Source organism: Paraciimarium castrense LEGE 11436, from assembly GCF_056633055.1.
Genome location: NZ_JBSJOW010000005.1, coordinates 1 through 13,250 on the forward strand (window position 1 = coordinate 1; position 13,250 = coordinate 13,250).

Below are 13,250 nucleotides of genomic sequence, written 5' to 3' on the forward strand. Positions count from 1 at the left end.
GCTGCCGGAGTTGCAGGGGCGGGTGCTGAAGATGCGCTACGGCATCGATCCGGAGTCGGCGGACGTGGCCGAGCCGATGAGCCTCACCGGCATCGGCCGCGTGCTTGGCATCAGCCGTGACCGGGTGCGCAACCTGGAGCGCGACGGCCTGGCCGGCCTGCGCCGTCTGGGCAGTGCCGTGGAGGCCTACGTGGCGAGCTGAGGGTGACGGCTGCAGGGTTAGGGCGTCGGCCCGGAAAGCCCCGCGGCGCCCTGCTCCTCTTCCCAGCCCATGCCGCATGAGTCGCTGCTGTCCTGGTTGGACCATCGCCGCCAGCTCTGCGTCCTGCATGGGGAAGAGATCCCCTGGCGGCAATCGCGTGAGTGTCCCCCCAGCGGCGGTGCCCTGCGGCACCACTCCGGCGGCGGCTTCAGCATCGTGGCGGTGCAGGCCACCCGCTTCCTGGGCAAATACAACCGCAACATGACCGTGGAGGTGCCGCCGGAGCTGCCCCTCGACACGGCCGAGGGCGATCACTGGGCCCCCCTGCCTGAGGTGTGTGCCCTGTTGGGCACCGACTTCCAGATCGACACCGATGCCCGCTCGGTGCTGGCCAGCTCCGACTGGTCGCTGCCGGCCGGCGGCACGGTGCCCTTCGGCCGCTGGCAGGGGCAGGGGGGATCGGTGAGGGCTTGCTGCGCCCCCATGCCGCCCCCTCCAACCAGGTGATGAGCAGTGACGCAGAGATCCTGTCCACGCTGCAGCAGCTGCGACAGGCCCACCGCTTCCAGGTGCGCTCCAGCGAACGCCCGGTTCGGAGCTGGGATCAGACGATCGTGGCCCAGGAGCGCCAGGCCACGGCGGTGCTGCTGGCCCGCCACGTCAACGGGGTGCCGCACCTGCTGTTCCGCCGCCGCGCTGAGATCGGCTTCCGCGAGGGTTTTCAGTACGGTCCGGCCCTGCAGGATGCCGGCGGCGTCCCCTCGCCGGTGCCGGAACTCGATGCTGAGGAGCTCGTGCTGCAGCAGCTCCTGGGACGGGCCACCCCCTTGCTCGGCAGCCTCCATGCCGATCAAGGAGAGCGCCTCTACCGCTCCATCGCCCGCTACAGCATCGCCCTGATGGCGGAGGACGATGCGCTGCCCAGCTCGCCATCACTGCGCTGGATGACCCTCGGCCAGATCGAGCGGCTGCTCAAGTGCCAGGGCGTGTTCTCCAATGAGGCCCGCAGCCTGGTCACGATGCTGCTGGTTTACCCGTGAGCGCCGTGCTGCCCCCGGCCGCCCGCGTCAGTGTCGTGATCGCCACGTACAAACGGGTGGATGCTCTGCGCAGCACCCTGCGGGCGCTGCGGCTGCAGGCCTGTGCCGACTGGGAGGCCCTGGTGGTGGGCAACTGCTGCGCGCCGGACACAGGCGCCATGCTCGCCGCCCCGGCCGATCCCCGCGTGCGCCACTACAACCTGAGCGAGCGCTTCGGGGAGCAGTCCGGCCCCAACTCCTTCGCTCAGGCGCCGACCCTGAAGCTGGCGACCTGCCAGGAAGAGCCCGATGGTTCGATTCGTCCGGTGTTCATGAAGCGGCTCTCGATCTGCCCCGAGCTCAGGGATCTGCGGCTGATGCTGCGCCCCGAAGACCTCTACGCCGACCCCAGCAGTTTCTGGCTGGTGCGCACGGCCTGTGCCCGCTGCGTCGGCCCCTGGATCCATTCCAGCCGCCTCTGGCGCACCTCCCTGCGCGACTGGCTGCTGCGGGCCTGGCGCCTGGCCGGCATCCGGGTGGTGACCCACAACCACCGCGGCAGCCGCCATCGCTACAACGCCCTCACCCCGGAGCACCAGCGGCTGATCCGCCTGTTCGAATCGCTCAGCCCCGGGCCCTTGCGTGAGCGCCCTCCGCGCAAGCTGCGCCAGAGCGCCGCCCAGCTCGGCCGCCCCATGGCCCGCCGTGGGCGGTCTGCCGGACTCACCCTGGCCCTGCGGCTGCAGGCCGACCCTGAGCGCTACCTGGAGATGTCTGCCTCCGGCCAGCAGCAGGCGCGTTAGGGGGAAGCGGGGGATGCAGGCCGGTTTGGAATCAGCGGTGGTGTGGAGTCTGGAGGCAGCCAAACAGCGGCTCAGTGGCTTGGCGCCCAGGCTGCGCAGCCGTCTGCTGACCTGGTGGCGCCTGGAGGGACGCCATGACCTCCCCTGGAAGCTGCATGCCGATGGCCGCCCGCCCCAGCCCGGCGAGGCCCTCGATCCCTGGGGGATCTGGGTGGCCGAGATCATGCTGCAGCAGACCCAGCTGCAGGTGGCGCTCCCCTACTGGCAGCGCTGGATGGCGGCCTTCCCGAGCCTGGAGGCCCTGGCGGCCGCTGACCAGCATCAGGTGCTGCTGCTCTGGCAGGGCCTCGGCTATTACGCCCGGGCGCGGCGGTTGCATCAGGGGGCCAGGCAGCTGTTGATGCAGGCCCCTCCTGACCAGGGCCCTCAAGGCCAAGCCCCGCGCGACCCCTGGCCGCGGCAGCTGGAGGGTTGGCTGGCGCTGCCGGGGGTGGGCCCCAGCACCGCCGGCAGCGTCCTCTCCTCGGCCTACGACCTGCCCCACCCGATCCTGGATGGCAACGTGCGGCGGCTGCTGGCGCGGCTGCTCGCCTGCCCCCAGCCCCCGGCCCGCCAGCAGGCGGCGTACTGGCAGCTGAGCCACACCCTCCTGGATCGCCGCCATCCCCGCGCCTTCAACCAGGCCCTGATGGACCTGGGCGCCAGCGTCTGCACCCCCCGCCAACCGCGCTGCGGGGTCTGCCCCTGGCAGGGCCACTGCGCTGCCTACGCTGCCGGCGATCCCGCCCGCTTCCCCGTGAAGGATGCCGCCAAGACCGTGCCCTTCCAGGTGATCGGGGTGGGGGTGGTGCTCGACGCCGACGGCCGGGTGCTGATCGACCAGCGCCTGCCGGAGGGTCTGCTGGGGGGGCTGTGGGAGTTTCCCGGTGGCAAGCAGGAGCCGGGCGAGGCGATTGCGGCCACCATCGCCCGCGAATTGCGCGAGGAACTGGCCATCGAGGTGCAGGTGGGGGAGGAGCTGATCTGCCTCGAGCATGCCTACAGCCACAAGCGGCTGCGCTTCGTGGTGCACCTCTGCCGCTGGAGCAGTGGCGAGCCCCAGCCCCTGGCCAGCCAGCAGGTGCGCTGGGTGCGGCCGGAGCAGCTCGCGCAGTTTCCCTTCCCGGCTGCCAATGCCCGTATCATCGCCGCCCTGCAGGAACGGCTTGCCCGGGGGCTGGTGGAGCCCGGCTGACACCGGCTCGGCCCTGGTCCAGCCTGGGGGGAGCTGGCCCCGCTCCCATGGCTGCCCCACCATTGGCTGCTCCGCCCCCGGCCGCCCCACGAGCGCTGGTGCTGTGCCTTGGCGAGGCGCTGGTGGATCGCCTGGGACCCCTGGGCGGCGATCCCGCCAGCGCCCCCCCTGGCGACTGCGACGACCGCCTCGGTGGGGCCCCCGCCAACGTGGCCTGCGCCCTGGCCCGCCTGGGGACGGGGGCGGCCTTCCTGGGCCGGCTGGGGCGTGACCCGGCTGGCGAGGCCCTGGCGGCGCTGTTCCGGGCCCGGGGCGTCGACACCAGCGGCCTGCAGTGGGATGCCCAGCGGCCCACCCGCATCGTGCTGGTGCGCCGTGACCTGGCCGGCGAGCGCCAGTTCGGCGGCTTCGCGGGCGACCGTGGCGAGGGCTTCGCCGATGGGGCCCTGGAGCCGGCGGCCCTGCCGGAGCCGGCGAGCTGGTTGCTGGTGGGAACCCTGCCCCTGGCCGGCGGCGCCGCGGCGGCCCTGGAACGCGCCGTGGAGCACGCCGGCAGCTGCGGCGTAGATCTGGCCGTGGATGTCAACTGGCGACCCACCTTCTGGGATGGCGCGGCGGCGCCGCAGGCGGGGCCCAGGCCAGAGCAGGCCGGGCGCATCCGCGCCCTGCTGCAGCGGGCCGCCCTGGTGAAGTGCGCCGCGGAGGAAGCGCGATGGCTGTTCGGCAGTGCCGATCCGGAGCTGGTGCGGGCGGCCCTGCCCCAGCAGCCGGCCGTGGTGGTCACCGATGGGGCGGCGCGGCTGCGCTGGTGCCTCGGCCACTCCAGCGGCGTCATGGCTCCCTACCGGGTGCCGGTGCTTGACACCACCGGCGCCGGCGATGCCTTCACGGCCGGGGTGCTGCATGGTCTGGTGGCCAGGCCTGAGCTGCTGCAGGGGGATGACGGGTTGGCGGTGGAGCAGCTGATGCGCTTCGCCAGCGCCTGCGGGGCCCTGGTGTGCCAGGGGGCTGGCGCCATCGATCCCCAGCCCAGCGCCGCCCAAGTGGAGGCCTTTCTGGCTGCCCAGCTGAGCGGGCCTCCGCACGGATCGGCGGAGCCCCGCTCCGATCGGGACTAGCGCGCCTCGGACGGGCGCCAGAGCAGGGCCTGGCGGCCGGCCTCGGGGTCGGAGCCGTCCAGCAGCTGCAGCTCCACCCACCAGGCCGTGCCGGGCGGCCGGCTCAGCCGCTCGGGCCATTCCACGGCCAGCACGGCACCGAGCTCAAACGCACTTTCCTCTTCCTGGGCCAGCAGCTCATCGGCCGCGCCGGGCTGCTCCAGCCGGTAGAGATCGAGGTGCACCAGGGGCCGCGCCGCCGCATCGGCTCCCTGCGGCAGGTAGTGCTGGGCCAGGGCGAAAGTGGGGCTGGTGATCGGCTCGCCGATGCCCAGGGCTGCGGCCAGGCCCTGCACCAGGCAGGTCTTGCCGCTGCCGAGGTCGCCCTGCAGGAGCAGCATCGGCGCCTGGGCCACCAGCACCTGGCTCCCGGGCCTGAGCCACTGCGCCAACGCCGCCCCCAGGGCCCGGGTGGCGCTGGCATCGGCGAGCTGCTGGCGGCGCCAGGGCGGGCTGGAGGGGCTCACGCGGATCCGGTGGCTGTCTGTAGATTGCCGCTCAAGCGAGCCCGAAGCCTCGGCGTCTCTGCAGATATTTGCCCAACCATGCCCTCCCAGCCGGGAGTGAGCAGTTCTTCAGGAGTCCCAACCATGGTGGCCAGCCCCACTGCGCCCACGCTGCAGACCACATCGTCGTATGTGATCGCCGACATCGACCTCGCTGACTTCGGTCGCAAGGAGATCGCCATTGCCGAAACCGAGATGCCGGGCCTGATGGCCCTGCGCCGCAGCTTCGGCGCCCAGCAGCCCCTCAAGGGCGCCCGCATCGCCGGGTCGCTGCACATGACGATCCAGACGGCCGTTCTGATCGACACTCTCACGGCCCTCGGCGCCGAAGTGCGCTGGGCCAGCTGCAACATCTTCTCCACCCAGGACCACGCCGCCGCCGCGATCGCCGCCAGCGGCATCCCCGTGTTCGCCTACAAGGGCGAAAGCCTCGATGAATACTGGGCCTTCACCCACCGCATCCTCGAGTGGGGCGATGGCGGCACGCCCAACATGATCCTCGACGACGGTGGCGATGCCACCGGGCTGGTGATTCTCGGCACCAAGGCCGAGCAGGATCCCTCCGTTCTCGATCACCCCTCCAATGAAGAGGAGACCGCCCTCTTCAACAGTATCCGCCAGAAGCTCGCCGCCCAGCCGGGCTTCTACTCCCGCATCCATGCCGCCATCCAGGGTGTCACGGAGGAAACCACAACGGGCGTGGCGCGGCTTTATCAGTTGCAGAAGGCCGGGGAGCTGCCTTTCCCGGCGATCAACGTCAACGATTCGGTCACCAAGAGCAAGTTCGACAACCTCTACGGCTGCCGCGAATCCCTGGTGGATTCGATCAAGCGCGCCACCGACGTGATGGTGGCCGGCAAGGTGGCCCTGGTGATGGGCTACGGCGATGTGGGCAAGGGCTCGGCCCAGTCGCTCAGAGGCCTCGGCGCCACCGTGATGATTGCCGAGATCGATCCCATCTGTGCCCTGCAGGCGGCCATGGAGGGCTACCGCGTGGTGCGCCTCGACGACGTGGTGGCCGATGTGGACATCTTCGTGACCGCCACCGGCAACTTCCAGGTGATCCGCCACGAGCATCTGATCCGCATGAAGGATCAGGCGATCGTGTGCAACATCGGCCACTTCGACAACGAGATCGATGTGGCCTCCCTGAAGCAGTACGCCTGGGACAACATCAAGCCCCAGGTGGATCACATCCTGCTGCCCAGCGGCAACAGGATCATCCTGCTGGCTGAGGGCCGGCTGGTGAACCTGGGCTGCGCCACCGGCCACCCCAGCTTCGTGATGAGCAACTCCTTCACCAACCAGGTGCTGGCCCAGATCGAGCTGTTCACCAAGGGCGATCACTACGGCAAGGAGGTGTACGTGCTGCCCAAGCACCTCGACGAGATGGTGGCCCGCCTGCACCTCGAGAAGATCGGCGCCAGGCTCACCGAGCTCAGCGCCGAGCAGGCCGCCTACATCAACGTGCCGGTGGAAGGGCCCTACAAGCTCGAGCACTACCGCTACTGAGCCACCGGCCAGTTGCCGGCTCTCCAGGGTGGGTGCCCCTGATGAGGGGGCCCTGCTCTCCGCTCAGAAGGGCACTTCCTCCTCACTGGGTTGGCCACCCCCGAAACCGCCACCTTCGAAGCTGCCGCCGCCTCCGCCCATACCGCCCTCGGCGTCGCGGCGGGAGCCCAGCAGCTCGAGGCGATCCACCCGGATCACAGGTTTGGTGCGCTCCTCGCCGCTGGTGCGGTCGGTCCAGCGGTCGAGCTTGAAGCTGCCGATGATCCCCAGCAGGGAGCCCTTGCGCACATAGTCGGCGGCCACCTGGGCCTGCTTGCCCCAGATCTCGAGGTTGAACCAGTCCGGTTCGTCATCGCGGCTGCGCCGGTTCACCGCCAGCGTGAGGTTGGCCACCACGCTGCCGGACTCGAAGTAGCGCACTTCGGGATCGCGGCCGGCACGGCCGACGAGGGTGATGGAATTGACGCCCATAGCGGGTCTCCTTGGTCGATTGGATCAATGATGCGGCACCCCTTGAGGCGCCCTCAGCGGTTCAGTTCCACCCTGGGGTCCGGCTGTAACGCTCCCCGATGGCCCCCGTATGATGCGGGGCTGCCTGAACGGATGTCCGTGTTCTTTCGTCGTTTCCAGTTCTCCCGCGACATCGGCATCGATCTGGGCACGGCCAACACCCTGATGTATGTGTCGGGCAAGGGCATTGTGCTGCAGGAGCCCTCAGTGGTAGCCCTGGATCTGGAGCGCGGCGTGCCTCTGGCGGTGGGCGATGAGGCCAAGCTGATGCTGGGCCGCACCCCCGGCAACATCCGAGCCATCCGGCCGCTGCGCGACGGCGTGATCGCCGATTTCGACGCCGCCGAACAGATGATCAAGACCTTCATCCAGAAGGGCAACGAGGGGCGCGGCATCGTGGCGCCGCGGCTGGTGATCGGCATCCCCAGCGGCGTCACCGGCGTGGAGCGCCGTGCCGTGCGCGAAGCGGGGTTGGCGGGGGCCCGCGAGGTGCACCTGATCGATGAGCCCGTGGCCGCCGCCATCGGCGCCGGTCTGCCGGTGACCGAGCCCGTGGGCACCATGATCGTGGACATCGGCGGCGGCACCACCGAGGTGGCGGTGCTCAGCCTCGGCGGCACGGTGCTGAGTGAATCCGTCCGCGTGGCGGGCGATGAACTCAGTGATTCGATCGGGGTGTACCTCAAGAAGGTGCACAACCTGGTGGTGGGTGAGCGCACCGCCGAGGACATCAAGATCCGGATCGGCTCGGCCTTCCCCGACGACGAGCACGACGAGACCTCCATGGACGTGCGCGGCCTGCACCTGCTCTCCGGCCTGCCCCGCACCATCAACGTGCGGGCCGGCGACATCCGCGAGGCCATGGCCGAGCCCCTCAACGTGATCGTGGAGGCCGTGAAGCGCACCCTGGAGCGCACGCCGCCGGAGCTGGCGGCCGACATCGTTGATCGCGGCATCATGCTGGCCGGCGGCGGCGCCATGGTGCGCGGCATCAGCGACCTGATCAGCCACGAGACGGGCATCCTCACCCACATCGCCGAAGACCCGCTCCTCTGTGTGGTGATGGGCTGCGGCATGGTGCTGGAGGACTACAAGCGGCTGGAGCGCGTGCTCGATACCCCTGACTTCGTGCGCATGGCGGCCTGAGCTCCATGCAGTCGGACCGCCAGCCGCGACTGCCGCCGCTGCGCCGGCTCAGGGCCTTCTGGCCCTGGGCACTGGTGGTGCTGGCCCTGGTGGGGGTACGCCTCAGCAAGGGCGCTGGGCTGAGCGATGCCTATGCCCTGCTCAGCCGCCCGTTCTGGCCAGGCAGTGCCCAGGGGGAGTGGATCAGGTCCGCCCAGCAGCTCGACCAGCAGACCCGCCTCTCGATGCTGGAGGCGGACAACCTGCGGCTGCGGGAGCTGCTGGATCTGCAGCAGGCCGGCGGCAAGGCGATCCCTGCCCCGGTGATCTCCCGCACCGCCGGGGGCTGGTGGCGCCAGCTGGTGCTCGGGCGAGGCTCCCTGCAGGGGGTGGCGCCGGGCCAGGCGGTGGTAGCCCCGGGCGGTCTGGTGGGGCGGGTGGTGAGCGTGACGCCGAGTACGGCCACGGTGGCCCTGCTCACCGATTCCAGCAGCCGGGTGGGGGTGTGGGTGGCCAGGGTCCGGCGCCATGGGCTGCTGGTGGGCCTCGGCACCCCCAGGCCCGTGCTGCGCTTCATTGATCGGGATCTCAATGTGCGCCCCGGCGACGTGATCGTGACCTCCCCGGCCAGCACCCTGGTGCCCCCCAACCTGACGGTGGGGGTGGTGCAGACGGTGAATGAGGACGCGGTGCCGGCCCCGGAGGCCGTGGTGCAGCTCAGCGCCCCCCTGGATGCGGTGGACTGGGTGCAGGTGAGGCCGAAGTGAGCGACGCCATCGCGGAGGCCAGCCCATGAGTGGGCTGGCGCGTCAACGCTGGTGCGCGTCCACGGTGCTGCTGGTGCCCCTGCTCAGCCTGGGGTCCCCGGCCGTCCTGCAGCTCGCGGGGGTGGGTCCGAGCTGGGCCGTGCTCTGGCTGCTGCCCTGGTCCCTGGTGGATGGACCCTGGTCGGGGATGCTGGCGGGGCTGGTGCTGGGCCTGATGCTCGATGCCCTCCAGCTCGGCCCGGTGAGCCAGATCCCGGCGCTGGTGCTGCTGGGCTGGTGGTGGGGGCGGCTGGGCCGCCGGCACCCCCGGCTGGAGCGCAGCTTCAACCTCGGCCTGCTGGCCCTGTTTGGCACTGCCCTGCTGGGCCTCAGCGTGATGCTGCAGCAGCGCTTGGCGGGCCAGCTGGGCGCAGCGCCCCTGCAGGTGCTCACGGCCCAGACCCTGATCACGGCCCTGCTGGCGCCCATGCTGTGCTCGCTGCAGCTGCTGCTCTGGCGCCTGCAGGTTCCAGGACTGCGCAGCGACGTGATGGGAGGTGGAACCCGATGGCCCTGACGCGGAGACAGCTGCTGCGGCTGCTGGCGATGGCCGGTGCTTCGGCCGGGATCAGCGCTGCCCTGGGGGCCTGCGGCGGCGGCGGCGGCGGAGTCGGCCCCGATGGCCGGCGTGAGCTGAACGTGTGGACCCTGGATCTGGCCCCGCGCTTCAACGACTACCTGGCGGCTGTGATCGCGGCCTGGGAGGCCCAGAATCCCGGCATCCGGGTGCGCTGGACCGATGTGCCCTGGGGCTCGGTGGAGCGCAAGCTGCTGGCCGCCGTGTTCGCCCGCACCGCTCCGGATCTGGTGAACCTCAACCCCCCCTTCGCGGCCAACCTGGCCAGCAAAGGGGGCCTGCTCGACCTGGAGCCGGTGCTGCCTGCCGGGGCCGAGCAGCGCTACCTGCCACGGATCTGGCAGGCGGGCCGGCAGGACGGCAGCCAGTTCGCCATCCCCTGGTATCTCACGGCCCGGATCACGATGGCCAACCGGGAGCTGCTGCAGCAGGCTGGCTACCCGGCGCCACCGAGCCGCTGGGATCAGGTGCCCGCCTATGCCGAGGCGGTGCGGCGCCGCACGGGCCGCTATGCCCTGTTCACCACCGTGGTGCCGGACGACTCGGCCGAGCTGCTGGAGTCGATGGTGCAGATGGGCGTGCGCCTGCTCGATGACCGCCGCCGGGCGGCCTTCGACAGCCCCGCTGGCCGGCGGGCCTTTGCCTTCTGGAGTGATCTCTACCGCCGGGGCCTGCTGCCCAGGGAAGTGGTGAGCCAGGGCTACCGGCGTGCCATCGAGCTCTACCAATCCGGGGATCTCGCCCAGGTGTCCACCGGGCCGGATTTCCTGCGCAACCTCCAGACCAACGCCCCCGGCATCGCCGCACGCACCAGCCCCTTCGCGCCCCTCACCGGCGCCGATGGCGCCGCCAACGTGGCTGTGATGAACCTGGTGGTGCCGAAGCAGAGCGCCATGGCCGCGGCCGCGGTGAGCTTCGGGCTGTTCCTCACCAACGCCGACAACCAATACCGCTTTGCCGAGGAGGCCCGGGTGCTGCCCTCCAGCGTTGCGGCCCTGGAGCGGCTGCAGGTCAGCCTGCGCCGGCAGGAGGGCGGTGCCACCGCCGAGCAACGGCTGGTGGAGAGCGCCCGCCTGCTCTCGGCCACCACCCTGGAGCGGGCCCAGGTGCTGGTGCCGGCGATCCCCGGCATCAAGCGACTGCAGACGATCGTCTACACCCAGCTGCAGCGCGCCATGCTGGGCCAGAGCGACAGCGACACGGCCCTGGCCACGGCGCGGCAGGACTGGGACCGCTATGCCGCGTCCCGTTGGCCCTGAACCGCGTAGCAGCAGCACCCGCTTCTGTCTGTTTCTGCAGAAATGCTTAAGCCTGGGCAGAACGGCACTGCCGGAGCCGATCTGGGGGATGACCTAACGCCTCTCTCAGGGGTATGGTTGCGATTCTTCATCCCCAGGCGCTGCGCCCATGCCCTCCGCGGACATGTCGATCACGCCAGCGGAGCCCAAGGCCACGCTGCTCGTAGTCGACGACGAGGCGGCCGTGAGGCGGGTGCTGCTGATGCGTCTCCAGCTGGCGGGCTACCGCGTTCTCTGTGCTGAGGACGGCGAAGAGGCCCTCACGCTTTTTCACCAGGAGCAGCCCGATCTGGTGGTGCTCGATGTGATGCTGCCCAAGCTGGATGGCTTTGCCGTCTGCCGGCGGCTGCGGGCTGAATCGTGCGTGCCGATCATTTTTCTCTCGGCCCTCGATGCCATCGCCGAGCGGGTGTCCGGCCTCGACCTCGGCGCCGACGACTACCTGCCCAAGCCCTTCAGCCCCAAGGAACTTGAGGCGCGCATCGCCACGATTCTGCGGCGGGTGGGCCGGGGCTCGGCCGCCAGTGAGCCGCGGGAGATGCCCAGCGGCAGCGGCGTGCTGCGGCTCGGAGACCTGGTGGTGGACACCAACCGCCGCCAGGTGACCCGCGAAGGCGACCGCATCGCCCTCACCTACACGGAGTTCAGCCTGCTGGAGCTGCTCTTCCGCGAACCCGGCCGCGTTGTGCCCCGGGCCGAAATCCTCGAGCAGCTGTGGGGCTATCCGCCCCGCCGCGCCGCGGACCTGCGGGTGGTGGATGTCTATGTGGCCCGGCTGCGGGGCAAGCTGGAGCCCGATCCCCGCAACCCCGAGCTGATCCTCACGGTGCGGGGCACCGGCTACGCCTCCCAGCGCCTTGGCGACGTGGGCCTCAGCGCCGCGGGCTGAGCCCAGCCGCAGCTGGGCTCCTCTCCTGCAGGATGGCTGCCAGCTGAGATCCTCATTCCCTTGTCGGAGCTGCGCAAGACCCGCCTGGAGAAGGCCCACACCCTGGCTGAGCTCGGCAAGGGGCCCTACGCGCTGCGTTTTGCCCCCACCCACCGCACGGCCGACCTGCAGGCCACCTACGCCGACCTGGCCAACGGCGCCGAGGATGGGACTCCGGTGTGTGTGGCCGGCCGGGTGATGACCCGCCGGGTGATGGGCAAGCTCGCCTTCTTCACCCTGGCCGATGAGAGCGGCCCGATTCAGCTGTTCATCGACAAGGCCACCCTGGCGGCCAGCGATCCCGAGGCCTTCCAGCAGCTCACCTCCCTGGTGGATGCCGGCGACCTGATCGGCGTGGAGGGCAGCCTGCGCCGCACCGACCGCGGCGAGCTGTCAGTGAAGGTGACCGGCTGGACCATGCTCTGCAAGGCCCTGCAGCCCCTGCCGGACAAGTGGCATGGCCTGGCGGACGTGGAGAAGCGCTACCGCCAGCGCTACCTCGATCTGATCGTCTCCCCCCACACCCGTGAGACCTTCCGGCGCCGGGCCAGGGCGATCGGCGCCCTGCGCCGCTGGCTCGACGAGCGCGGTTTCTTCGAGATCGAGACCCCGGTACTGCAGAGCCAGCCCGGCGGCGCCGATGCCCGCCCCTTCGAGACCCACCACAACACCCTCGACCTGCCCCTCACCCTGCGCATCGCCACGGAGCTGCACCTGAAGCGCCTGGTGGTGGGCGGCTTCGAGCGGGTCTATGAGCTGGGCCGCATCTTCCGCAACGAGGGGGTGAGCACCCGCCACAACCCGGAGTTCACCTCGGTGGAGGTGTACCAGGCCTATGCCGACTACACCGACATGATGGAGCTCACCGAGGCGTTGATCGCCCATGTGTGCCAGGAGGTGTGCGGCGGCACCGTGATTCCCTACCAGGGCAGCACGATCGACCTCACCCCCCCCTGGCGGCGGGCCACCATGCTTGAGCTCGTGCAGCAGGCCACCGGGCTCGACTTCAGCCTGTTCAGCAGTCGGGAGGAGGCCGCCGCCGCCATGGCCGCCCAGGGCCTTGAGGTGCCGGCCCTGGCCGATTCAGTGGGCCGCCTCCTGGTGGAGGCCTTTGAGCAGCGGGTGGAGGAGAGCCTGATCCAGCCCACCTTCGTGCTGGATTACCCGGTGGAGAACTCTCCCCTGGCCAGGGCCCACCGCAGCAAGCCCGGCCTGGTGGAGCGCTTTGAGCTGTTCATCGTGGGCCGCGAGACCGCCAATGCCTTCAGCGAGCTGATCGATCCGGTGGATCAGCGGCAGCGGCTGGAGGCCCAGCAGCTGCGCAAGGCGGCCGGCGACCTGGAGGCCCAGGGCGTGGACGAGGACTTTCTCCAGGCCCTGGAGGTGGGGATGCCCCCCACCGGCGGTCTCGGCATCGGCATCGACCGCCTGGTGATGCTGCTCACCGACAGCGCCTCGATACGCGATGTGATCGCCTTTCCGCTGCTACGACCCGAGTTACAGCGGAGCCGGGACGGCGAGGACGGTTGAGCGGCGGGGCGCAATGAGATAATTGCACCGGTAGGCAATCTTC

General features: G+C 70.4%; 15 protein-coding genes. 13 read left to right on the forward strand and 2 right to left on the reverse strand.

What is annotated here, in order from left to right:
- The 6 genes from ACWJIO_RS08540 to ACWJIO_RS08565 form a co-directional block, all read left to right on the forward strand.
- Positions 1-202: sigma factor-like helix-turn-helix DNA-binding protein (locus ACWJIO_RS08540; RefSeq protein WP_480312818.1), on the forward strand; the 202-nt coding region annotated here is incomplete at its 5' end.
- A gap of 69 nt (positions 203-271) precedes the next feature.
- Entirely contained in the window at positions 272-709 is a 438-nt protein-coding gene (locus tag ACWJIO_RS08545; protein ID WP_480312819.1) for an NDP-hexose 2,3-dehydratase family protein, read from the forward strand.
- Positions 709-1,242 (forward strand): NDP-hexose 2,3-dehydratase family protein, encoded by a 534-nt coding sequence (locus tag ACWJIO_RS08550; RefSeq protein WP_480312820.1) that lies wholly within the window; start codon positions 709-711, stop codon positions 1,240-1,242. The genes ACWJIO_RS08545 and ACWJIO_RS08550 overlap by 1 nt, the downstream gene beginning before the upstream one ends.
- Positions 1,239-2,024, forward strand: a complete 786-nt coding sequence (locus ACWJIO_RS08555) for a glycosyltransferase family 2 protein (RefSeq protein WP_480312822.1) — start codon at positions 1,239-1,241, stop codon at positions 2,022-2,024. The genes ACWJIO_RS08550 and ACWJIO_RS08555 overlap by 4 nt, the downstream gene beginning before the upstream one ends.
- A 79-nt stretch (positions 2,025-2,103) precedes the next feature.
- On the forward strand, positions 2,104-3,258 hold the full coding sequence (gene mutT / locus ACWJIO_RS08560; protein ID WP_480312824.1) for an 8-oxo-dGTP diphosphatase MutT: 1,155 nt from the start codon (positions 2,104-2,106) through the stop codon (positions 3,256-3,258).
- Between the two features lie 47 nt (positions 3,259-3,305).
- Positions 3,306-4,376 carry a carbohydrate kinase family protein gene (locus ACWJIO_RS08565; RefSeq protein WP_480312826.1) on the forward strand — a complete coding sequence of 357 codons (1,071 nt, stop codon included), beginning with the start codon at positions 3,306-3,308 and terminating at the stop codon, positions 4,374-4,376.
- Here ACWJIO_RS08565 and tsaE read toward each other — a convergent pair.
- Entirely contained in the window at positions 4,373-4,882 is a 510-nt protein-coding gene (tsaE, locus tag ACWJIO_RS08570) for a tRNA (adenosine(37)-N6)-threonylcarbamoyltransferase complex ATPase subunit type 1 TsaE (protein ID WP_480312827.1), read from the reverse strand. The two genes, ACWJIO_RS08565 and tsaE, sit on opposite strands and share 4 nt — an antisense overlap.
- Positions 4,883-5,005: 123 nt before the next feature.
- Here tsaE and ahcY point away from each other — a divergent pair, with 123 nt between their 5' ends.
- Positions 5,006-6,433: an adenosylhomocysteinase gene (gene ahcY / locus ACWJIO_RS08575; RefSeq protein WP_480312828.1), complete on the forward strand. Its 1,428-nt coding sequence runs from the start codon at positions 5,006-5,008 to the stop codon at positions 6,431-6,433.
- A 63-nt stretch (positions 6,434-6,496) separates the two neighbouring features.
- On the opposite strand, the gene ACWJIO_RS08580 is transcribed toward ahcY, so the two are convergent.
- Positions 6,497-6,904, reverse strand: a complete 408-nt coding sequence (locus ACWJIO_RS08580; protein WP_480312830.1) for a single-stranded DNA-binding protein — start codon at positions 6,902-6,904, stop codon at positions 6,497-6,499.
- Positions 6,905-7,042: 138 nt separating this feature from the next.
- Between ACWJIO_RS08580 and ACWJIO_RS08585 the strand changes: the two genes are divergently transcribed.
- The 6 genes from ACWJIO_RS08585 (at position 7,043) to lysS (ending at position 13,207) form a co-directional block, all read left to right on the forward strand.
- Complete coding sequence (locus ACWJIO_RS08585) at positions 7,043-8,089, forward strand: rod shape-determining protein (RefSeq protein ID WP_304523750.1); 1,047 nt, start codon at positions 7,043-7,045, stop codon at positions 8,087-8,089.
- A 5-nt stretch (positions 8,090-8,094) separates the two neighbouring features.
- Positions 8,095-8,835 carry a rod shape-determining protein MreC gene (gene mreC / locus ACWJIO_RS08590; protein ID WP_480312832.1) on the forward strand — a complete coding sequence of 247 codons (741 nt, stop codon included), beginning with the start codon at positions 8,095-8,097 and terminating at the stop codon, positions 8,833-8,835.
- Between the two features lie 25 nt (positions 8,836-8,860).
- Entirely contained in the window at positions 8,861-9,391 is a 531-nt protein-coding gene (gene mreD, locus ACWJIO_RS08595; protein WP_480312834.1) for a rod shape-determining protein MreD, read from the forward strand.
- Entirely contained in the window at positions 9,382-10,710 is a 1,329-nt protein-coding gene (locus ACWJIO_RS08600; RefSeq protein ID WP_480312836.1) for an ABC transporter substrate-binding protein, read from the forward strand. The genes mreD and ACWJIO_RS08600 overlap by 10 nt, the downstream gene beginning before the upstream one ends.
- Positions 10,711-10,873: 163 nt before the next feature.
- A complete protein-coding gene (rpaB, locus tag ACWJIO_RS08605) occupies positions 10,874-11,638 on the forward strand; it encodes a response regulator transcription factor RpaB (protein WP_480312837.1) in 765 nt (254 codons plus the stop codon).
- A gap of 60 nt (positions 11,639-11,698) precedes the next feature.
- Entirely contained in the window at positions 11,699-13,207 is a 1,509-nt protein-coding gene (gene lysS / locus ACWJIO_RS08610) for a lysine--tRNA ligase (RefSeq protein ID WP_480312838.1), read from the forward strand.
- Positions 13,208-13,250 lie beyond the last annotated feature (43 nt).